The sequence below is a fragment of the Maribacter algarum (ex Zhang et al. 2020) genome, assembly GCF_005885635.1.
In the GTDB taxonomy this organism is placed as follows: Bacteria; Bacteroidota; Bacteroidia; order Flavobacteriales; family Flavobacteriaceae; genus Maribacter_C; species Maribacter_C algarum.
The window spans coordinates 901152-923980 of the sequence record NZ_VATY01000002.1; the positions used below are offsets into that span (position 1 = coordinate 901152).

General features: G+C 37.1%; 20 protein-coding genes. 8 read left to right on the top strand and 12 right to left on the bottom strand.

From position 1 onward, the window contains the following. Positions 1-135: 135 nt before the first annotated feature. A complete protein-coding gene (locus FEE95_RS12850; protein WP_138658348.1) occupies positions 136-999 on the top strand; it encodes a sigma-70 family RNA polymerase sigma factor in 864 nt (287 codons plus the stop codon). Between the two features lie 702 nt (positions 1000-1701). After that, positions 1702-3006, top strand: coding sequence for an interleukin-like EMT inducer domain-containing protein (locus FEE95_RS12855; RefSeq protein ID WP_138658349.1), 1305 nt, complete (start codon positions 1702-1704; stop codon positions 3004-3006). 106 nt (positions 3007-3112) lie between these two features. On the opposite strand, the gene FEE95_RS12860 is transcribed toward FEE95_RS12855, so the two are convergent. The 6 genes from FEE95_RS12860 to FEE95_RS12885 are packed head-to-tail and all read right to left on the bottom strand — an operon-like array spanning position 3113 to position 13323. Next, a complete protein-coding gene (locus FEE95_RS12860; RefSeq protein WP_138658350.1) occupies positions 3113-4459 on the bottom strand; it encodes a YaiO family outer membrane beta-barrel protein in 1347 nt (448 codons plus the stop codon). After that, entirely contained in the window at positions 4459-6843 is a 2385-nt protein-coding gene (locus tag FEE95_RS12865) for an LTA synthase family protein (RefSeq protein WP_138658352.1), read from the bottom strand. The genes FEE95_RS12860 and FEE95_RS12865 overlap by 1 nt, the downstream gene beginning before the upstream one ends. 9 nt (positions 6844-6852) lie before the next feature. Further along, positions 6853-8283 (bottom strand): glycosyltransferase family 2 protein, encoded by a 1431-nt coding sequence (locus FEE95_RS12870; RefSeq protein ID WP_138658354.1) that lies wholly within the window; start codon positions 8281-8283, stop codon positions 6853-6855. Next, positions 8276-11161 carry a HEAT repeat domain-containing protein gene (locus FEE95_RS12875; RefSeq protein WP_138658356.1) on the bottom strand — a complete coding sequence of 962 codons (2886 nt, stop codon included), beginning with the start codon at positions 11159-11161 and terminating at the stop codon, positions 8276-8278. Before FEE95_RS12875 ends, FEE95_RS12870 begins: the two co-directional genes overlap by 8 nt. Position 11162: 1 nt before the next feature. Beyond that, complete coding sequence (locus tag FEE95_RS12880) at positions 11163-11534, bottom strand: response regulator (protein ID WP_138658357.1); 372 nt, start codon at positions 11532-11534, stop codon at positions 11163-11165. A 4-nt stretch (positions 11535-11538) separates the two neighbouring features. After that, entirely contained in the window at positions 11539-13323 is a 1785-nt protein-coding gene (locus FEE95_RS12885) for an ATP-binding protein (RefSeq protein ID WP_138658358.1), read from the bottom strand. 195 nt (positions 13324-13518) lie between these two features. On the opposite strand from FEE95_RS12885, the gene FEE95_RS12890 reads away from it, so the two are divergent. Then, positions 13519-14799, top strand: coding sequence for a dipeptidase (locus FEE95_RS12890; protein ID WP_138658360.1), 1281 nt, complete (start codon positions 13519-13521; stop codon positions 14797-14799). An 11-nt stretch (positions 14800-14810) separates the two neighbouring features. Here FEE95_RS12890 and FEE95_RS12895 read toward each other — a convergent pair whose 3' ends face one another. Beyond that, entirely contained in the window at positions 14811-15200 is a 390-nt protein-coding gene (locus FEE95_RS12895) for an acyl-CoA thioesterase (protein ID WP_138658362.1), read from the bottom strand. Between the two features lie 41 nt (positions 15201-15241). After that, positions 15242-16138, bottom strand: coding sequence for a DUF72 domain-containing protein (locus FEE95_RS12900; protein WP_138658364.1), 897 nt, complete (start codon positions 16136-16138; stop codon positions 15242-15244). 133 nt (positions 16139-16271) lie between these two features. Here FEE95_RS12900 and FEE95_RS12905 point away from each other — a divergent pair, with 133 nt between their 5' ends. After that, positions 16272-16679 carry a glyoxalase gene (locus FEE95_RS12905; protein ID WP_138658606.1) on the top strand — a complete coding sequence of 136 codons (408 nt, stop codon included), beginning with the start codon at positions 16272-16274 and terminating at the stop codon, positions 16677-16679. Here FEE95_RS12905 and FEE95_RS12910 read toward each other — a convergent pair. Next, positions 16671-17354: a DUF2461 domain-containing protein gene (locus FEE95_RS12910; protein ID WP_138658366.1), complete on the bottom strand. Its 684-nt coding sequence runs from the start codon at positions 17352-17354 to the stop codon at positions 16671-16673. The genes FEE95_RS12905 and FEE95_RS12910 overlap by 9 nt on opposite strands. A 94-nt stretch (positions 17355-17448) precedes the next feature. Between FEE95_RS12910 and epsC the strand changes: the two genes are divergently transcribed. Both epsC and cysM read left to right on the top strand, forming a co-directional pair. Next, positions 17449-18243, top strand: a complete 795-nt coding sequence (epsC, locus tag FEE95_RS12915; RefSeq protein ID WP_138658367.1) for a serine O-acetyltransferase EpsC — start codon at positions 17449-17451, stop codon at positions 18241-18243. Beyond that, positions 18233-19111 (top strand): cysteine synthase CysM, encoded by an 879-nt coding sequence (cysM, locus tag FEE95_RS12920; protein ID WP_138658369.1) that lies wholly within the window; start codon positions 18233-18235, stop codon positions 19109-19111. Before epsC ends, cysM begins: the two co-directional genes overlap by 11 nt. Positions 19112-19114: 3 nt before the next feature. On the opposite strand, the gene FEE95_RS12925 is transcribed toward cysM, so the two are convergent. Genes FEE95_RS12925 through truA form a run of 3 tightly spaced genes read right to left on the bottom strand, consistent with a single transcriptional unit; the run spans position 19115 to position 21609 of the window. Next, complete coding sequence (locus FEE95_RS12925) at positions 19115-19912, bottom strand: alpha/beta hydrolase (RefSeq protein ID WP_138658370.1); 798 nt, start codon at positions 19910-19912, stop codon at positions 19115-19117. Further along, positions 19905-20774, bottom strand: a complete 870-nt coding sequence (locus FEE95_RS12930; RefSeq protein WP_138658372.1) for an alpha/beta hydrolase — start codon at positions 20772-20774, stop codon at positions 19905-19907. Before FEE95_RS12930 ends, FEE95_RS12925 begins: the two co-directional genes overlap by 8 nt. Before the next feature lie 49 nt (positions 20775-20823). Continuing rightward, the gene (gene truA / locus FEE95_RS12935) at positions 20824-21609 is read right to left on the bottom strand and encodes a tRNA pseudouridine(38-40) synthase TruA (protein ID WP_138658373.1); all 786 of its coding nucleotides are present in this window, start codon (positions 21607-21609) and stop codon (positions 20824-20826) included. Between the two features lie 110 nt (positions 21610-21719). On the opposite strand from truA, the gene FEE95_RS12940 reads away from it, so the two are divergent. Both FEE95_RS12940 and FEE95_RS22335 read left to right on the top strand, forming a co-directional pair. Continuing rightward, entirely contained in the window at positions 21720-22160 is a 441-nt protein-coding gene (locus FEE95_RS12940; protein ID WP_138658375.1) for a hypothetical protein, read from the top strand. A 370-nt stretch (positions 22161-22530) separates the two neighbouring features. Further along, a complete protein-coding gene (locus FEE95_RS22335) occupies positions 22531-22803 on the top strand; it encodes a hypothetical protein (RefSeq protein WP_238474571.1) in 273 nt (90 codons plus the stop codon). The last annotated feature ends 26 nt before the right edge of the window (positions 22804-22829 follow it).

Here is a 22829-nt window from a genome sequence, read left to right on the forward strand (position 1 = left end):
CGCCAACGCAATGAAGTAGAGGTTTAACAAGGTTTTGTAATAAATTATGTATAAGATTATCTATATGTCTTTGGAAAAGAGGGGATAAAAATGTATTATGATGTCTTGTAGAACACCGAAACACCAAAAACATATATGAGGCAACTAAAGATTATCAAGCAGGTAACGAACAGAGAATCAAAATCACTCGACAAGTACTTGCAAGATATCAGCAAAATCGATTTAATAAATGCTGCGGAAGAAGTTGAATTAGCGCAGCGCATTCGTGAGGGTGACCAATGGGCCCTTGAAAAACTAACTACAGCTAACCTACGATTCGTCGTTTCAGTAGCAAAACAATATCAGAATCAGGGATTGAAACTTCCCGACTTAATAAATGAAGGTAACTTAGGTTTGGTAAAAGCTGCCAAACGTTTTGATGAAACTAGAGGATTTAAATTTATCTCTTATGCCGTATGGTGGATTCGTCAATCCATTCTCCAAGCTTTGGCGGAACAATCAAGAGTAGTTCGATTGCCATTGAACAAGATTGGTTCGATCAATAAAATCAAGAAAACCTTTTCATATTTAGAGCAAGCCAATGAACGCCCACCTTCTGCAGAGGAAATCGCTAAGGAATTGGAGATGACCGTTAGTGAGGTAAAACAGTCAATGAAAAACTCCGGAAGACACGTATCAATGGATGCACCACTTCGTGAAGGGGAAGATTCGAACTTATACGATGTATTGAGATCAGGAGAATCACCAAGACCAGATAAAGATTTAATGCAACAATCATTGAACATTGAGATTGTTCGTGCTTTGGAAACTTTGTCTCCACGGGAGGCTGATGTAGTAAAATTGTACTATGGAATTGGAGATCAACAATCGATGACTTTGGCTGAGATTGGACAAACCTTCGACCTGACTCGTGAGCGCGTGCGTCAGATTCGTGAAAAAGCGATTCGTAAATTGCGTCACAATTCAAGAAGTAAATTATTGAAGACCTATTTGGGATAACTTCAAACTAACCATAAAAAAAGCGCCTTAACACTAATGTTGAGGCGCTTTTGTATAAAGGGAACTACCGTTTAAGAATAGTTCAATTTATTGATTTCGTAATCGGTTAAGATTTCATTTAAACTTTCAATGAAGTTTAAATACGCTGCGTTGTCTGAATTCTGTGCCATGATTTGGGGTTTTTAATTTTGTGAAAAGTAAACTACATATAGTCTAACTCTGCTAATTCGTTTACACTTAAAATTTCATTTAATTCTTGTAGGAAGGTTAGGTACTCCTCGCCGTAAGTATCGTAAAGCATAGTAGTTTAGTTTTGGTTAAGTTTATTGCGTTTGGGTTTTCAATAATTCTTTCTCAATATCTCTATAACGTTCAGGGAAAACAATTAATTGTGGTGAACGCTTTAATTTTTGTTGCGAAACAAGGGAATTAAATAGAAAAGATTTTAAAAGCCACAAATATGGAGTGTAGTTCGTCGATGTTTTTGACAGCTTTGATTTAATCACATGTTGATTTCGTATAACTGGTAACTTCATTATACAGAGATTGATCATTTATCCAAGAGTTTATTCAGCTGTTAAATGTAGCTCCTGCCTCATTTTTAAAGGTGTTGACGGATAATAAGAAACACTTAAATACGTTATTTACTTATTCAAGTCCGAGGAAGTTGAAACTAGGCTTTCTCCCAAATTGAATTCCCAAATGAAAATAGCAAGACAATCTTTCCTTCAAAGCATATCAAAAGGTCTGCTGTATTTTTTAATAAGTTTCAGTTTTATACATACGGCGACTGCAGCAGAGACTAATAAACATACTACTGTTCTTATAGAATCGCCTATTGTTGAATTGAATAGCAATAGTTTTAATGCAAAGAAACGAAGTGGATTTACCATTGCCGGACAATCGGAAGACACAGGGCGCGGATTGACAATTATCCATTTTAATTCTTCCAAAAAATTTGAACACAGGACTTTCGATACACATTCCAATATAGAGGCCTCGGAAAAAATGGTTGAAGTTTTAGAGAAAATGCTAAGCTCGAATTCAAAGTTTGCCATTTTAGCTCATGATTCTGCAGCGAAGAGTTTGATACAGCAATCCGGAAAATTAGCCGAATTGGGATTCCTGAAACTTAGTACATTGAAAAGTAGGCAAGCCTACATCATGCATAATTTCAAAGGTCAAATTTTTGAAAGTGTAGATGATATCACAGCAACTGCCAAATTGAATATTCCGGAAAATATATCGGACAACGAAATTTACTTTCCCAGAATACGCTACGAATTTGAACCGAACAACAATCGGTATATCGCTCATGCAGGTGGTGAGGTAAACGGAATCAAGTCTACGAACACCAAGGATGCTTTAGACCAGAACTACAAAAAAGGCTTTCGTCTTTTCGAATTGGACATTATTGAGACTTCGGATGGAAAGCTCGTCGCTGCACACGACTGGAAAATGTGGGCGCGATTTACGGATTACTCTGGAGCACTTCCACCTAGTCATGCGGAATTCATGAAGCATAAAATATACGGTGATTATACAACGCTTGATTTAAAGGGAATCAATGCCTGGTTTGCGGCGCATCCAGATGCCACACTTGTTACCGATAAGGTAAACGATCCTATAGCTTTCGCCAATCAGTTTGTAGACAAAGACAGACTTGTTATGGAACTCTTTAGTCAAATGGCCATTGAAGAAGCCTCAAGGAATGGTATTCAACCCATGATTTCGCAAACTCCTTTGATGAAATTAAAAGGTAATAAAATCAATTATCTTCAAGTCAACAACGTAAAGTACGTTGCGCTTTCCAGAAGAATTATTGCTAACGAAACGAAGTTGATGTTGCAATTAAAAGAAGCTGGAATTAAAGTTTACGTCTACAATGTCAACTTTGATCCAGGTAAGGACGAAAAATACGTTCAGGAGAACGAAATCGGACTCGTTTATGGGATGTATGCTGATAAGTGGGTGTTTGATTCTGAAGAAAAGAAGTTGTCGAAATAGCCCTAAATTTTATTGGAAACATCTTGGTCTCCTCGCGCACAGTCGAGAGGTCCTTTCTTAGATAAAATACAGGTAATTAGGTCACGACTGCGCTCGACCAGACAACCTAAAACTTCACTTGATAGGTCAACCCGGCTGAAACGCCAAAAAAGTATTCACCAGCCGCAAATGCAAATTCTTGACGCGTTACACCCATGTTAGCGCGATACGAATTTGTATTGCTCTTACCAGTAAATTGGTATTCAAGACTTAAACGTTGGGATTCAACATATAGTAGTGTTTCTGCCAACAATTCATCCCCCGAAATCAACTGACGTAGTTCTGGAGAATAGCCCATACCGACGTTAATTCCAAAGAAGTTCTCGGCGTCTTTCAGATATTTACGAACGAGTAGATTACCAGATATTCCGATTAAATCGTTTTCTTTTGGGCGAACATATGAGCGTAGGGAAAAATAATAATTACCTCTGTAATGCCCAATTGAATTGGCATACACGGTTACATTTCGGGAAGCGAAGCTAATATATCTAGCTCCAGCTGAAAACTCCATGGCACCAGGTAGGTTTACGTACAAGTCTCCTCCGAATTTGTGCTTTGGGAAAATAGTAGCATTTGAATACCCATAATTCAAGTACGCGTAAAAACGTTTTGAGAACTTAGGGTAGAAGTCCAAATCGTATTGTACTCCATGTTGTCCATTGCGATTATTGTAGTTGATTCTTGGAATCAAGCTGCCTGCTTGGGTCTGCCGTCTTAGTGACACACTTGAATATATTGCAGGGTCATAGCGTTGGTCGAATACAGTAAATGCATTCCGAATGGCAATTCGATTGTTCAATACTTCTTTGGCAACCGGTGTTTTAGCTTCATTTGCATTTTCAGGTTTTGTATCTTTTATTTCTGGTTTTACTTCTTTCTCCTCTGGCGTATTTTTTTTCTTTGCTTTCTTTTTAGAAACTTTTGTTTTAAGTGGTGATTTTGTGTTGTGCCATCCCAACTCCGGATATTTCTTGTTCTGAATTCGTTCTATTGCCATTTTGCGTAGCCTTTCGACTTCCGTATTGCTTTTTAGATAGAACAAAGCTTTATTTGCCAATCCCAAAGCTGTGGGGTTTTGGTTGGCATATAATTCGTTCTTGATGGATGAAATCCAAACGGCACTATTGGTTCGTTCAACAGAGGTAACTTTGTTAAATTCATCCCTCGCTTTGGTATATTGGCCATTCCAGCTATAGGTACTAGCTAATAGAGTACGTGCATCTAGATCTTCCGAATTTTTAGCGACCAACTGCACAAGTATATCTTTTGCATTCTTATGCTTGCCCTCATAAGCGAGCTTATGCGCCTTGGTATAAGGGGTGTCATTCACATCATGATAGGCGATATCTTGACTTCTGCCAATAAAGCAAAGCAACCCGAAGAACAGAACACTATGTAGTTTTTTTAGGGACATTATTCTTCAAATACTAATTCTGCGGTTTCTTTTGTTTGTTCTTTGGGCACTTTTTTGGTCAAGCTTACTCCATTCTTTCTTGCCTGTCTTTTTGCCCGAGCAATTTTATCTGAAATTTCATTTACGCTAGAACTGTTTTGCTGTGCAAGATCAACTAGTTCTAAAGCCTCCAAATGCCTGTCAGACCAAAAGTATACGTCAAAAAGTGCGGCGTACGAATCGATATAATTTGGATTCATTTTAATACATTCCTGTAAAATACCTATAGAGGTTTTATAATTCCCTTGCCAAACATTAACCCTTCCGGTAAGTATCTTGGTATCAATATGGCTCGGAGCCATGGATAAGATATATCTGCATAACAATAAGGCTTTATCAAATTCTTTGTCAAAGGCAAAGTCTCTTGCAATGAAATAACCTCGGTCTGAATCTTGTCCATCATAAACACTATTCAACCAAATGATTTCACTATCGGTGAATTTTTCTTCCTTTACTGCAAAGACAGCCATGTCTTTAGGTATAATCTTATCGTTTGTCGTGACATAGGCGTTCATAGCCTTGAAGTTCTTTAACTTAGACTCTCCTTTTGAACCACCAAAAGAAGTGCCTAAATCCATATTTTCATCGATATCATAAACCGAACCATCGGAAAAGAGTTTTTCTCCATCAACAAATTCCTTAAGTTCATTTTTGTTACGCATTAAGGGAATGTCTTTGATAGACCTATACCCTTCATTCATGTCAAGTGCACTCCCCATCCAGGCCACTTTTTTAGGAGTTTTGAGTTCATACTTTCCTTCGAGTAAAGCCAATAGTGTTGGGGTGACATCAAAATGAGAGTTCAAAGCACTCATCTTTCTGGTTTTCTTCAACATCGGACTATAAATCATCAAAGGCACATGAAAACGACTCAGATTGTTTCGCTGCGGAATGGGAATCAATCTATGATCACCGGTAACAACAAAAATCGTATTGTCATAGTTGGGTTGCCTTTTGTATTCTTCAAAAAGATATTTCAAGGCGTCGTCTGTATAGAGTAAGGTTGCAAAAACATTGTCATTTTTCTCAATTACCTTCTTGATTTTTCCTTGGTGCTTTCCTTTTGCCAATATTTTTTCCACCTCATTCTCAAAGTAGTCCTGTCTAGGTGGCAAGAAAGGTTCATGAGTGCTAATAGTCATATAGACTTCCATACGAGGCTGGTTGGCATCTCTTGGGATACTCATACTTTTCTTGAATAGTTCTTTATCAGGATATCCCCATGTGGAACCTGCTGCATCTTCTTCTTGTAAAGTGTATTGGTTTCCGAATCCGGATTTGTCCAATACGTAATCCACATTTTCGCTGAGTAGAAATCTATCTACATTATCAAAAGAACTATTGGTTCCTTGTAGAAAGGATGTATGATATCCATTATTTTTCAAAATACTGTAGAGCGTAAGTTTGTTTGGATACTTCTCCAACTCCATAAAGCCACTCTTTCCAAAAGGAAGTGAACCCATTAGGGATGGTAATACACCGAAAGTTCTTCCTGTGTTACTTAAACAGTTTTCCCAATACAAGGATTTGGTGCTTAAGTCGTCTAAAAAGGGAGTGAATCCCCCATACTCTGCTCCTTCTCCTACAAAATCCCTTCCTAAACCTTCAACCATGACAAATACGATATTGGGTTTCTCCTCTTTGAGTTCAAAATATTCTCCAAGCACATTTTCTATCTGCTGGGATTTTATCAGAGGATATTCAACATCGGCCTTATAAGAAGTATCTTCCGTTGAGGTATCGTATAAATTCAGCGCTAAGTACTGTGTCTTATTCTGGTTAATCGGCTTCCCTTCCATGAAAAGCGTCATGATAAATAGACTGAACAGAATAATCGTAAACGGATACATCTTACTTATAAAGTGATAGTATTTCGAAGTCACTTTGTACAATCCGAAGAACATCCCCACGATTACCACCACTCCTACGAACAATGAAATAGACATACCACCCGAATTGGCAATCGTCATTTTAATATCCGAAAAACTATAGCCTAATAAATCTGACCCTAAAGGAACCAAAGCTGTGCAATAGTAACTTATCAGCATCGCCTCAATAATCAGCAGAAGAATCAGAACGACGAAAACCAAGTTAAACCCATATCTGGGTCTTAGGTTTTCCCAAAAGTTAAAGGGAAAAGCAAGAATTACACCAATCAAAGAGGCATACCCAATTTGATGTACAGCAGCATTGAAAAAACTGGAGCCAAATATGATATCCACGACTCCTTTGAAATATAGTGTCGTGTATTGATAGGTCGTCAGTACCAACAAAACCACAAAGAATGAGATAATCAATCTTGTGTATTGTTTTAAGGTATATCTATCTAATTTACTTGTATTCATGGTTGAGTTTTAAGTTGCTTTCGCAAAACCTTTACGTACTTGTGAACCCCAACCGGACTTCACTCGGAACAATTTTTTATAATTTCCGCGCACCGCGGCCCATACCACAACTGGGTGGAAAACTATAGGTTCGATTATAGCACAAAACATGAGCGTTAAAATGTCTTTGGTTTTCTTGTATTCGTTGTAAGAATAAGTGTCCCAGAGAATTGCATAAAAAGAGAACATGATTGAATACAGGTAAACGGTTGCTGTAATCGCTATAAAGAAATCCCAATTCAAAATTCCCAAATACCAGAATAAAACGATGGTAATCAGTCCGAAAAACTCTAAAAGTGGAGCGAGCCACTCATAGAAAAACCAATAAGGATAACTCAATAAACCTAGTCTCCCATATTTGGAATTGAAGAACATATCTTTATGCTTGAACAGTGTTTCTAGGTTGCCCCTCGCCCATCGGTCTCTTTGATTGACCAATATTTTAAGGTCCTCAGGAACTTCTGTCCAGCATAATGGGTCCGGAATATATTCAATAGTGTACGGAATTTTTTGGTCATGCATATGACGACGCATTTTGAAAATAATTTCCATATCCTCTCCTACAGTTGCGGTGTCGTATCCACCAACCTCTAGGGCTATTTCACGGTCGAAAAAGCCGAAGGCACCTGAAATAATCAATAGGCTATCGATTCTTCCCCAAGCCATTCTACCCAGTATGAAGGAACGTGTATATTCTAAAAGCTGGAATTTAGCCAGCCAGTTTTTTGGCAAACGAATTTCTTCAAGTCGACCTCCATCAATAACACAAGAATTTGCGACACGAATTACACCACCAACCGCAATTACTTTTTTCTCAGAACGACGGTAGAAAGACTTTACCACATGTAGCAAGGCATCTGGTAATAATAAACAATCAACATCAATACAACCGACATATTTGCTTGATGACAGCGCCATCCCCGTATTAAGAGCATCCGATTTTCCTCCGTTTTCTTTATCGATTACCGTAAGTTTTGAAAAAGCCTTGTGAGGTGATTTATAAATTCCTCGAATGGGCTTACTCTTCCAATCCGGGTCAATTTCTTGTTCAATTTTCACCAAATCGTAGGCGTCAATCATCTTCTGTAAAGTGTCATCTTTACTCCCATCGTTCACTACCATTACCTCGTAGTTCACGTACTTTAAAGACATTAAAGAACGAATGTTCTCAACTATGGTAAGCCCTTCGTTATAAGCAGGAGCGATAATCGTTATGCTCGGTGCTAAGGGTGAAGCCATTACCTTTGAAAGTTCATTAAAGCTGTTCTTATTTCTATAATGAATTGAATTTCGGGTAGAAAAATAGGCCATTGCCGTAAACATGGTAAACAACACTAGCGTAAACAAAAAGAAGACAATGTTTATATAATCTAAAACGATATTTGAAATACCACTATCCATTCAACTTTTCGATGATTTTGCTTGAGAATGCGCAGATTTGTCCGAAAAGTGACTCCTGATTACTGCTTTTCTGAGTTTGCATGTTCTTTTTTTCTTTAACTATCGTTGTCAAAGGTTCTGTTAGCTCAAAAGTCAAATCAAAAATTTCTGAAGTTTGAGGTGGTTGAATTTGTAGTTCCTCCATCAAAGAATCGTATTCGGCAAGTGTTTCCTCCTCAATTAAAACCTCAATTTTCTCGACCGTTTTTTTATCAATAGGCATTGAAGGAGTTTCAACTGAACTATTTTCATCAGAAACGATTAGCTTGGCTTTAAGCTCTTCGAGTACTTGGGCAGCCTTATTACTAATTTCTTTTTCTTGATTCTCCAAAAGACCTTCTAAAAAATCTATTTCGCCCTCATCGCCTACAGCAACTATTTCATCCATAAGAATAAGTTTGGCTTCGGTATCGCATGTTCGAAATAAATCCTCGAACACATTGAAAGGCTTTAATAAAGTATCTGGTTCTGGTTTTTCTTCTTGCGCAGAAAATTTTTCGATAAGACTTTTTACCCGGTCCTTTACGGTTGTGTACTTCTCATTTACCAGCATTTCATTTAAAAGTGGAAGCTCACGTTCATCACCCATTTCAGCTAAATCGTCAAGCAATTGCATACGAGATTCCTCTGTGTTATCTGTTAAATCAATAATTTCATCGAAAATCTCATCACTTAAAATTGCTTTGGGAATGGTCAGTTTCACCTTGGCCGAAACTTCTTCAATTTCTGCATCGGAAACTTTTTCACCTTCTTTCGAATTTTCTTCGGAATTGGTTTCAGAAGTTTTACTTGTATCCACAAATTCATCTCCAAATTCTAGCAAAGGCCAATCGTGCGTTTCCATATCCGTTTCTTCGGAAGGTTCGCTAACATTAAAATCGATGAGGTCCTTGATGATCTTTTTAAAATTTTGCTCCTCTTGAGATTCCATCTTGTCATAGGGTTGTAATGGTTCATGATCTACATTGGATTTTGAATCCATAGTATCTTCTTGGGGGCTATCAGGTGAAACTGATAGAAAATACGGGTCGATTTGGTCCTCGTTGTCACTTACTAAAATTTCATCGTAGACAACGGTGGTATCTAAAATCTTAGCTGTGCTATATTCTGAATAGTCTAATAGTGGTATTTTTGTCAAATCTTTAGAAGTAATTATGATTTCTTCAAATGTGATTTCAATGTTGTTAACAAAGGCTATATGTTCGGATTGGTCTTTAATAGAGTCAACTACATATGATTCTTCAATCATTTCAGTAACAATGGGTAGGAAAGCAATTTCTTCCGCTGTGATTTCCAAAGAAGGCTTCTCTTTTTGAATAATGACCTCTTCAAAATGCACAACCATATCATTCAAATCAATCTTTGCGTCATTTTCAACATTATTCATTTCGGTTTCTAAAAGCTCTTCCACAACAAGTGGCAAGAAGTCAAAAGACAAGGTTTCATTATTATTTAATGAGGGTTCTTCAAAAATGGGTTCTCCATTTTCTTGATTTGAAGAATCTTGATTTTCCATCATGGCATCGGTCTTAACTTCATTATCAATTGTTACGTGTATTGGGTCTATGGTCTCATTTATGGGATTCCATTCTAGATTTGCAACTTCTTCTATTTCCTGTTTTTTAGTATCATTTACCAGTTCAATATCTTCAATGCTATTATTTGAAATTCCAATTTCTAAATTCGCATCAATATTGATTTCTCCCAGTTCTTCCTCCTCCACTTCTTTTATTTTGATATCTGCAGGAATGGTATATTTCGCTGAGTTTACAACACCTTTTGAAGGCATAATGCTATCTGGTACTATGGCATTGATACTGCTATGTGCTTTGCTTCGAACTGAAAAATTTGCTTCTTTTTTTTCAATGAGTTGTAGAAACTCAATATCCGAATCATCTCCTAAATCCCCGATTGCGCCTAGAATTGAAATTTTCACATCTATGGAGCTTTTCCAGAAAACCAACTTTAAAGTCGGAAGTGCTTCAACAATTCGAAACTCCCTAATACAGGCAATTGCTTCCTCTTTTATCTGATTGTTCTTGTGTCTTACTAACTCGATTAGTGCTGCATCGGCATCATTCTGATTGTAAAACTTTATCAAACGCAAGGCAAACAGCACAACATGACGGTTTGTTGACGTCAACCATGCCTTGAATCGTGGAGGTTGATAATCCTCCATATTCCGCAATACGTCCATCAATTTTAGTTGTTGCCATTCAGAAATTTTATATTTCGTCGTATCCAAAAAATAATTGATTCCCTCTGGTTTTAGGGTAACAATGGCTATTTCTGCCTGTTTGCGAATAGTAGCTCTTTTATCATTAATGAATTTCGTAACAAAAGTATAGGCCTCGGCAACCTGCATTTGAGTAAGATTAAGAATGGCTTTGGAAACAACTTCCCAACGCCAACTCTTTAATTTTCTAAAATCATCATTATGCAAGCCCAAATCTTGATACAACTTGAAAAGTCTTTTTTGAGTATTACCTGAGACGTCCTTTCTTAGGTCGAGCAATACTTCGGATAGTACCTTGCGATTAAAATCATCTTTTAGCAATTGACGGATTTCAATCTTTAGATTTACATAGTTGCTTTTCTCATCTTTAGATGCTTCATCTTCATAAAAAAGAAATTCACTTATCATGGGTGAAAGCTCTCTTTTTCGCTCTTTTACTTGCCAAGAACGTTTGGAAAGAAGATTACGGTAGAAGAAAACAAAAATGAAGTACACGGCAGCCAAACCAATAAACAGGAATGATAGGTCCCACAAAAGATCCGTATGGATTTGCGGGGCGGTTATCAAGGGTAATTGGTTATATGTTTGGCTGTATAAAATCAAATTATACTTTTTGTAATTCTCTTTCTATTCGTACTAGCAATTCCGAAGGACTAATCGGTTTTGATATAAAATCGTTTGCGCCTAATTCAAAGGCTGTTAATACATTCTCTTCATTACCTGCCGACGATATGATAATTATCGGAGTGCTAAGATTCAATTCGTTACGTACATAATCAATAAGCTCCATTCCCGAGAAATAGGGCATCATAATATCACTAATAATCAAGTCGGGCGAATACGCGTCAAGGTGTTCTTTTACCTCTCTACCATCACTGCTCAGCTTAACTTCGTATCCACCTTTTTTAAGGCGGAAGTTTAGTAGCTCGGCCAGCAATTCATCGTCCTCAGCAAGTAAAAGCCTTTTCTTATTCATTATATTAATTGTTCTTCAGTGCTTTGATTTGTTCGTCGATGGCATTTTCTACTAACGGATATTCTTCAACAAAACAATTATGTAAAAAATTCAAATGTTTACGGTCACCATTGGTTTTACATATTTTCTGAATTTGCTCAACAAGGGTGTATAAACTTTTGGACTGCATCATCGCTAGTCCTGATTTAATCTTATGCGCTGCAAAAGCGACCTCCTCTAAATTTTCATTATCCAGATTTAGTTTGACAATACCGATAAACTCCAAGGCATTTTGCTTGTAAAGCATTACTAATTCTTCTAGTAAGTCCATTTGGCCCAGGCAATCTTCCAATATGATAGAAAGATTGATTTTGGTAGCATCGGAATACACCTCTATTTCTGGATTGATAGTTTGCGATTCTAATGTGAGTGTTGTTTTCATACGATTTTTGTGTTTTACCAATTTGGTTAACAATTCATCAGGACTGTAAGGTTTTAAAATAAAATCGTTGATTTTATGTTGTAGACACTTTTCGCGGTCTTGAGCTGTAAAGTCAGCAGAGACGGCGATTACAGGCATCTGTTTAACAGATTCAATTTCACTTTTGCGAATCAAGCGGGTCACTTCAAAACCGCTCATTTCAGGCATTTTTAAATCCATCAAAACCATGTCAATCTGATTGGTTTCGAGAAGATTCAAGCCATATAGGGCATTGTCGGTCACATAGGTTTTGCATTGCCATGATTTCAAACGTTGGGCAATCAACTTTTGATTGATTACATTATCCTCGAAAACAAGAATACGTAGACCTTTAACAGCTAACAGTTCATCACTGTTGATTGAAATGGTCGAATCTCTTTTGACGATATTTTCGATGCTTCCCTTTTTATAGGGAAGCATGAAACGAAATATCGTTCCTTCTCCAAGCTTACTATCCACTGATATGTCCCCCCCGAGATTATCAATGATTTGCTTGACTATGCTTAGGCCCAATCCGGAACCCCCGTACTTTGCCTTTGTATCATATTCAGCTTGCTTGTAAGAATCGAAAATATGATCTAAACTATTTTTAGAAATTCCAATACCTGTATCGGCAATTGAAAATGCTAGAAATAGCTGATTTCCTCGTTGTTTCCTTAATTCAATAGTTAAATGAATACTACCCTCTTCGACAAACTTTACAGCATTACCTAACAGGTTTAGTAGTATTTGTGATAGTTTGGATGGATCACCAATTAAACCTTCCGGGACTTCATTGTCAATAGTGGTTAACAGTTCAACATTTTTGTCCGTTATAAGGGTATCACATAAATACACGACGTTATCGACAACACTGTTTAGGTTAAAATCGACGGATTCGAACTGCTCTAAACCAGCGGACAGTTTAGAATATTCAAGTAATTCATTGATGATTTCCATCAAACCGTACGAAGCGGTTTGAATTGCGTTAACACGTTCTAACTGTGTTTTGGTTAGTTTATCTTCCTTAAGTAGGTCGGCAAACCCTATAATACCATTAAGTGGTGTTCTAATTTCGTGGCTAACCTTAGCTACTAGCATGTCAGCATTTGGAGATTGTATATTGTTTTTCTTCAGATTCTTAGATCTTGAATCTTCCTGAATATCAATTTCAGCAGGCTCTACGATATAATTTGAAGGGGTGAAAATTTTATTTTCTAGGCTAACCCTAAAGGTTTGGAAAGATTTCTTTAGGTGAGCAGCTTCTGCAGCTGTTAATTCTTCAAATGAGAAATCATTCAGCGTGTGCTCTAAACGAGTTAGTTGGGAAAGTAGGTCTTTTGGGTTCAATTTATCTGGGGGGACGATTGGTTAAAAAAATAGTTTGATACTTTTCTTACATTAAAATGTGGTGTTGGTTTATAAAATTCTGTTAACGGTTCTACGTAAAAGTCTTGAAATAAAGGAGTTTATACAATTAAATGTTATCTAGGTTTCCATTATTGTTGTCAAATGGCTTTATTTGTATGTATAAACTCTTACAAAATGAAAAATTACCTTTTAGTATTGACTTTAATAGTAGCCTATTCTTGCGGTGAATCTCAACAAAAAACAGAGATGAGCATGGAAGACCGTGCCAAAATGATTCACGAAAAAGTGATTACAATTGACACTCATGATGATATTAATGTGAAGAATTTTACAGATAGTATTAACTATACCCAAAGATTGGATACGCAGGTAAATCTTCCAAAGATGGAAGAAGGAGGTTTAGACGTTGCCTGGCTGATTGTTTACACCGGTCAAGATTCTTTGACTGACTCAGGGTATGCGAAAGCAAAGCATAACGCTATTTCTAAATTTGATGCGATTCATAAGCTCTGCGAGGATATTGCACCCGATAAAATTGAGATAGCACTTACTTCTGCAGATGTTAAGCGTATTGATGCTGCCGGAAAGAAAGTCGCCATGATTGGTGTAGAAAATGCCTACCCCATCGGAACCGATATGTCAAACTTTCAAAAGTACTATGACCTTGGAGCTCGTTACATCTCCCTAGCACATAATGGACATAGCCAATTTTCAGATTCAAATACTGGAGAGACGGATAGTATATGGTTACATAACGGTTTAAGTGATTTGGGTAAAGATGCTGTAAAAGAGATGAATAGACTCGGAATAATGATTGATGTTTCACATCCATCCAAAGAAGCTTTTAATCAAATGATCGCACTTTCAAAAGCACCCCTTATTGCTTCTCATTCTTCTGCCCGAGCACTTTGTGACCATAGTAGAAATCTAGATGATGACCAGTTGCAATTGCTAAAAGAGAATGGCGGCGTAGTACAAACGGTTGCTTTCAGTTCGTATTTGAATACCGAAAAACATGAGGCACGGGCAGAGAAAATTAAAGAGATTGAAAAAGTAGTAATGGATTCTATGGGAATGGAATCTATATCCCGTCAAGAAGTTATGGCGTTGCCTACAGATGAGCGTGATGAATATATTATGGGATATATGAAAGTGAGAGGCCTGGTAAAAGAAAAGACTAAAACCATGAGGGGGCTGCCTCCTGCCGTAGACGTTGGTGATTTCGTGAATCATATCGATTATATGGTCAAACTCATTGGCATTGATCACGTAGGCATCAGTTCGGACTTTGATGGTGGCGGCGGAATAGAAGGCTGGTCAGATGCCTCCGAAACCTTTAATGTGACCCTTGAGCTTGTAAAACGCGGTTATACCGAAGATGAAATCGCTCAACTTTGGGGCGGAAACCTAATGCGGGTTTTAGACGAGGTTCAAGAAGTAGCTAAAAGTATGTAAAAGGGCTAAACCTACTTGTCCAAGCGGTCCTTTACGAATTCAATTTCAGTTTTGCCATGTGGAGTCGGTTTACCATCTGCTCCTAGATTTACCATGATAATATTGTCAACCGTAATAATAGGCTCTCGGGTCATCTTGTTTCGGACTTCACAATTTAAGATGAGTGAGGTTTTTCCAAATTTGACTACTTCGATACCTATTTCGATAATATCTCCTTTTCGAGCTGAACTCATAAAGTTTATTTCGGACATATATTTGGTAACTACTCTATTATTTTCTAATTGGATGATACTATATAAGGCCGCTTCTTCATCAATCCATGCCAATAGTTTACCGCCAAATAAGGTTTCATTGGCATTTAAATCTTCTGGTTTTACCCATTTTCTGGTATGAAATCTCATAGTCTCTGAATTAGGAGGCAAAATTAGTTAAGAAAATCACTTTAGAACAAGGTTGGACCAGAATCGTGAAGCGTTTTAGGAATATGTAGATTACAGCCTAATTTTTTGTTCAATTTTTCAATAAACTTGACGGAAAGTAGCGGAGACTCCAATTCCATATTTTGGTGAACGAAGAAATGAATATTTTTTAGGCCTTTGTCCGTCCAGTCGGCAAGTTTTTCTACCCAATCATCCAACCGAGAATAATCTGTAGTATGGTTTGCACCTACATAGCGAATGAATGCTTCATTATTGGTTAAACGCATGTGCATGATATCGCGCCTACCAGCAGTATCGACCAATGTGTTTGATATATTGTTCTCCTGTAATAGATAATAAAGTTCTTGTGCTACTTTTTCGTCATTAAACCAATCGGTGTGACGAAACTCCATAGACAATTGAAATTCCTTTGGCCAATACTCAACAAAGCGCACTACTCTGTCCCAATTTTTAGGCCCGAAGTTTCCATGCATTTGGAGGAAGATTGTACCTAACTTATCCTTTAAGTTTGAAGTGACCTTAAGGTACTCATCAAGAATGGGATAGGCTTGATCATTTAAACGTCTTAAATGGCTCACGTTCTGAACGATTTTTGGAAAAAATTTAAAATTTTCTGGAGTCTTATTATACCACTTTTGATAGGTTTCAGCTGGAAAGATTCGATAAAAAGTTGCATTTAATTCAATGCAATTGAACTGCGTTGCATAATACGCTAACTCATCTTTTGTACCTCGAGGATAGAATTGCTTAAGGTCTTGGCGATTCCATTTTGCGCATCCTACGAAAATACTGGGCGATCCATCATCCTTAGTCTTAGCCAAGATCACTTCGGTATCCGGATGGTCATCAGGCATAGTAAAATCAATTCGTTCAGGTTGTTCTACTTTTCCGAATTTCATGCTTCCAATTTGCACTAAAAATACTCATTATCAAGACAGTATCAAACCCCTGTTCATAACCCCGTTAAAAACTAAAATTGAACTTCCAATACGTGCACACCTAAATACCTACCTTTATGTAAAACCTGACATGATGAATGAAAGATCCCATAGTCTTAAGAAGATCCGTCCCCAAATTTCATCCGCAAAGATTACCGACAATATGAGTCATGAAGAGCGTTTTCAGAATGAAACCCTCCGCCCTATTATCAAGCTACAGAATGATTTGTTCCTTTTTGCCTTTCAAAATTATATCGCGAAGCGCAAGAATACCTTTTATGAGTTAACTCTTCAGAAACGGCTTGATTATGTCACACATGCGATTCAAAAAGACCTTAAACTTCGTAATTCTCTTAAGGGAATGGTCATTGGGCAATTTACTGTAGAAGAATACGAAATGTACACTGGAAATTCATCCGCATTAAATAAGCGTATGATGAATATGGTTATTAAAAGAATTCAAGATCAAATTCAATTTTTTGAAAAGGTAGTCTTAGTCTAAAAGCGATTCCCCGTTTAAATTGGTCGTCAAAACGTCGCTCATTAAATCAAAATACGAACGTATAGCTTTAAATGAATTGCTTACTTCCTGAAGAAAACTTGGATCTAAGACTTCTTTGTCTGTAAACTTCCTTGTGAAAATAAACTGCTTTTTTCTAATTAAATCAATGTTTGGATGTTCTTTGTCAAAACCTTTTGGTGCTGTTTTTACTTCATCACCAATTAAATCTCCCCAAATATTTTTGATTTTTCTATTTCCAATTACTGCTCTAAATTCAGAGGCATCTAATTCTAACTCTTTACGAATACGAAGTAAATCTTCCTTTTCAGGACCCCAAAACCCGGCTGCTATAAAACTAGCATTTCTTGGTTCTATATGCGTATAATAACCACCTCTGAGCTTTGCTCCAGCTCTTGCCAAAGAACTTGAAAAATTGATTTTGTAGGGTGTCTTGTTTTTAGAAAAACGGATATCCCTGTAAATTCTAAAAACCTTTATCTTTTCAATTTTGTCGTGCGTACTTACCTCTTCACCCAAAGTATTAAAAAACGATTTCATTTCTGTTTCTAAAGATTTGAACTCTTTTTTATTCTCTGTAAACCAGTCTCGATTATTATTCTTTTCTAACTCTTTTAAAAAAGAGAAAACTGCGGGAGTAATTACACTGTTTTGCATGCGACTTAATTGGTATAAATTTGAGTTAAAGTTAACCATTAAAAAAAACCAATCTTGTAATATTGATGATTATTAGAAATAACCTAGTAAGTCTATGGATAAAAAGTTAATAATTCAAAAGATACGAGAACACAAAAAACAGCCTAACCTAAGATATAAGCTAAAAGAGCGGACGGAAGTGTTCACCAACCTCTTATTCTATACCTTATTTGATATTGAAACTCCAGTAGAAACTAATCTAGACAAACTAGAAACTGAATTTGATTCCTTGGTGCACCTTGCTTGTTGGGACACCGAGAGGCCTTGTAAAAAAGTTTGGGAAAACTATGTAGCGAAGCTGCCGACTATTTTGGAACTCTTAAATCTAGATGCAGAAGCCACGGTAAATTGTGATCCAGCTTCCTTGTCTATTGAGGAGGTTTATATGGCCTACCCCGGGTTCTACGCAATTGCTATATATAGATTAGCGCATGAATTGTATCAAGTAGGATTTCCATTGGTTCCGAGATTAATGACTGAATATGCGCATAGGCAAACCGGTGTAGATATTAATCCAGGTGCAGTAATCGGAAATTCTTTCCATATAGATCATGGTACAGGGGTGGTGATTGGTGAAACGGCCATCATTAAAGACGATGTGAAGATCTATCAAGGAGTTACATTAGGGGGGCTTTTCGTTGCAAAGAACCTTCAAAAGACAAAACGCCATCCCACGATTGAAAATAACGTGACCATTTATGCAAATGCTACTATTTTAGGAGGTGAAACTATTATAGGCGAAAACTCCATTATTGGCGGAAATGCTTGGTTAACAGATTCTGTCCCTGCAAATTCTACCGTTTTTCATACTCCCGAAATCAAAATCAAAACCCAAGTAAATGCCTCATAGTTTATTAGATTTAATAGGAAATACGCCTTTGGTAGAATCAAAGGTTTTGAACACCAATACAAATGTTAGATTGCTTTTTAAACTAGAGGGTCATAACCCTGGAGGAAGCGTAAAAGATCGCGCCGCTTACAACATGATTAGAAGCGGGCTCGAACGCGGAGATTTTGATAAAAACTCAAAACTTATAGAAGCAACAAGCGGGAATACAGGTATTGCCCTTGCAATGATTGCTGGAATCTACGGATTGAACATAGAACTAGTAATGCCCGAAAAGGCTACTAAAGAGCGGGTTCAAACGATGCGTGCATACGGTGCTAAAGTCACATTGACACCTGATGGAATCGAAGGAGCGCGTGATTATGCGGAAAGTAAGGTGAAAAACGAAGGTTGTATTATGATGAACCAATTTGCCAACAACGACAACTGGAAAGCGCATTATAAGTCGACAGGACCTGAAATCTGGAAGGACACCAAAGGTGAAATCACACATTTCGTATCTTCTATGGGAACTACAGGAACTATAATGGGTACTTCAACCTATTTGAAAGAACAGTCCTCAAATGTTCAGATAGTCGGAGTACAGCCCACAGATGGATCCAGGATTCCTGGAATACGTAAATGGCCAAAGGAATACTTACCGAAGATTTTTAATGCTAGCAAAGTAGACAAAGTGTTGGAAGTAAGTGAAACAGAAGCTCGCGATATGGCCCGAAGACTAGCTAAAGAAGAAGGTATTTTTTCCGGCATGAGCAGTGGCGGTGCGGCTACTGCAGCGCTTCGACTAGCAGAAACCTTAAATAGTGGTACCATCGTTTCTATTGTTTGTGACCGCGGGGACCGTTATCTATCCTCTGGCTTGTTTGACTAAGCCTTACTTTAAAGCTTCATTCATACCCGTTTTAAAGACTTCGTAATCTTGCAAGTAATTATGACCAACACCTTCGATGGTATAGAATTTTTTTCCGTCACCGGGAATGGATTCGTATAATTTTTGAGCAAATTTATAGGGAATTACTTTGTCATCGGTACCATGGAAAATATAAATAGGGCATTTTACCTCTTTCATGTATTCCGTTGAAGGAAACCGGAATTCAGACAACCATGATACTGGTAAAATAGGAAAACGGTGGTTTCCCAAATCTACGGCACTAGAAAAAGGAGATTCCAATATCAACCGACACGGATTGTTCTTTGCTGCCAATCGAGAGGCAATACCAGTGCCGAAAGAACGCCCATACAATACTATTTCATTTTCATCGTATTGCTTTGTCGCATACTCATAAAACAGTTGTGCATCAGCATTTAATGCTTCTTCGCTTAATTCTCCGGTACTTTTTCCATAAGTCCTATAATCCACCAAAATAGCATCATACCCTTTACTGGTCAGCAGATTTGCAACATGACCAAGATGTGATACGTTTCCTGAATTTCCGTGAAAATACAGGGCCACTCCTTTTGAAGAATTATTTTGAATATGCACCGCATTGAGTTTTGCGCCGTCTTTTGTTTCGAGAAAGAACTCTTCAAAGGGCTGACAGAATTCATATTCATGCTGCATTGGCATTTTAGAGGGGAAAAATATAAGTCTTTCTTGAAAAAAATATATCGAAACGACCAGTAACAAGTAAAGTACACCGAGTACAATACCAATTTTTTTTAATCTACGCATTAGCTGTTTTCGAGGAATGTTTTACGTGAATACTTGAGCCTTCTAAGTTAATCTTTTTTGGTTTTGAAGTAATGATTTCATCTAGAACTTTATGGTAGTATTCAAATGTATTTAAGTTTTTATGTCCACCGCCAATAATGGAATGTAGCGTAGTCAACTTGGGTTTGATTTTTGAAAGTTTTACACTTGTTTTATAAGGAATCAGTTTATCATCAGTTCCATGAATAATGTGAATCGGACATTGCACATACTTCAACCATTTATAGGTAGGCATCGGAAATTTAATGAGAATAGATAGTGGCATAAAGGGCACGTAACGCTTGGCCACTTTACTTAAACTATAGTAGGGAGCGTCTAAAATCAACATTCTCGGATTGTTCATAGAAGCCAATTTGGTGGCAAAACCAGACCCCAAAGATCTACCATAAAGAATCACATACTTTTCATCAACATTTTCTTTTATTTTATTGTAAACAACTTGAAGGTCACGCTTGACGGCCTTTTGGGTTCGGCGTCCTGTACTTTTACCAAAGCCCCTGTAATCGACCATAATAACGTCAAACCCATGTCTGGTGAAATCGACGGCGAATTTGCCCCAGCCTTTCATACTTTTAGAATTCCCCTTCAAATAAAACACTACGCCCTTAGGCTCTTTTGATTTGAAATGAAGTCCATTAATTGTAGCTCCATCCCGTGTTTCAACATTGTATTCCTCTATTTCTTGGTTTTCATAATGAAATTGGAAGTCCTTGTCCAGTTTTTCAGGTTTGAACATCAAATAATCTTGCAAGAAATAAAGTAAAACACTTATTCCCACATAAATGCCTAGTACTAGTAATACGATATAGAGCCAATAGGACATTGTAGCTGGTTTAATAACAATTTACAAAAATTACCAAGACTACAAGAGGCTAATGTTCAAAATGAAGCTCGTTTAGCAATAGTCCCGAGCCTGGTGCCACATAGTTTAGTTGCATTGAATTATTATTCAGAAGAGAATTTTCAATATCTGAAATACAAAGTTCTCCCTTGCCTAGCTGTATCAAAGCTCCCATCATCATGCGAATTTGATACCGCATAAATCCCTTTCCTTTTACATGCAATACGTATGAAGTTTTAGGAAAAAAGTTAGCGTGAAGAATTCTATTTGGACGGATTTCACAAAGCTCTAGTCGTCGAATGGATTGTGTATTTTCTTGAATACGTGCCGTATAGCTTGAAAAATCATGCTCCCCTTCAAATAATTTAGCAGCCTTCATCATTAGATCAATATCCAATTCATCGATGAGATTCGCAATAAAAGGGGCAGCAAACGGATGGTTTTTTGCTCCAAAGGAAAACAAATACGCATACTCTTTCACCTTACTGTTTTGGATAATATTAAACTTTTCATTTGTTTCTGAAATACCTGTAATCCTTATGTCGGGCGGCAGGTTCTTATTGAAAAGTTTTTGAAACCCATTCAAATCTGAAATGGGTTCATCGATAAAAAGTTCGAATGCAGCGTCGAGAGCAGAAACTTTGGCATCGGTACGACCAGCGCCAAGAATCTTAAAATTCACGCCTGATGTAATATATTTTAAGGTTTTTAAGAGCATTTGCTCTATAGTCTTCTGTTCAGGCTGCTTTTGCCAACCACTATAGCGAAAGCCCAAATATTGTAACCGTATTAGATAGTAAAAACGTCTCCTTTGCATTCTTAAGACATATGGTTTATGGATGTTTGTCAAAACTAGATATAAAATTGGTGCGGCGACAAAAGAAAATTTTTGTAATTTAAAAAACGAATCAACTAAACCAATTCAATATGTCAACTAATGTAAAAACAAAGCCACCTGTTTGGTTTTGGATTGTAAGTGTTTTAGCCCTGCTGTGGAATTTAATGGGTGTAGGAGCATATCTCGCAGATGCTTACATGAAAGATGAAATGATGGCGGCCTTTACAGAGGCGCAGAAAAGTATTTTTGAAAACCAACCAGCATGGGTTACTGGTGCATATGCCATTGCGGTTTTTGCTGGTGCTTTGGGTTGTATTGCCCTTTTATTGCGTAAAAAATGGGCCAAACCCTTATTTTGGTTATCAATCATAGCAGTAATATCTAGAACGATTTACTATTTCTTTCGGACAAATGCCACGGAAGTTTTCGATATGTTTCAAGGAACAATTATGCCGATTCTTGTAATTGTCATTGCTGGTCTATTACTAATAATAACTAAAATTGCCTCCGAGCGTAATTGGATTTCATAGAATTATCAATATGAAATCTAAACAAATAAGAATCGTTTCACAACGTATTTAGAGCAATACCCAACATTCGTTGCGCTTCATCGAATTTTTTAAATAAAACAGAGTTGAGTTGCGTTCTTTACCACCAAATGGGAATCATTTAAACCCCCGAAGGTCCTATATAATGAAGTCTATCTTAAAATTATTTACTTTAAAACGTACGTATATACTATCAATATTTATATTGGTTTTACTGATTATTTTTAACTTTTATGGACCATATACTAGCCAATTTTACTTTTTTAAGCCGGCGAATTATATTTTTCCAATTTTGAGTGTTGGCCATTTCATATTTCTATATGTACTCTGGTTTAAAATAAAAGAGGATGAAATGACAGATCCTCAAATGCGGAATTTAGAATATGTACTTTATATTATTTTCCTAGTTTATGTTTATAAGGCTTTTGAGAGCATATACATATTATCAACTTACTGGGACTATGAGTTTCATTTGTTGCCAGGCGCTTTTTTACCTATCGGTATATTACTTATGATATGCTATTTATTGCTCATAGGTACTACCCTTTTGCTTTTTAAATATAGAAAGGACCGTGTTGGAGCATATAATTTCGATGATATGAATCATATCGATTCTTGGGAATAAATAATTTAGTTACAGTCAAAACAAAA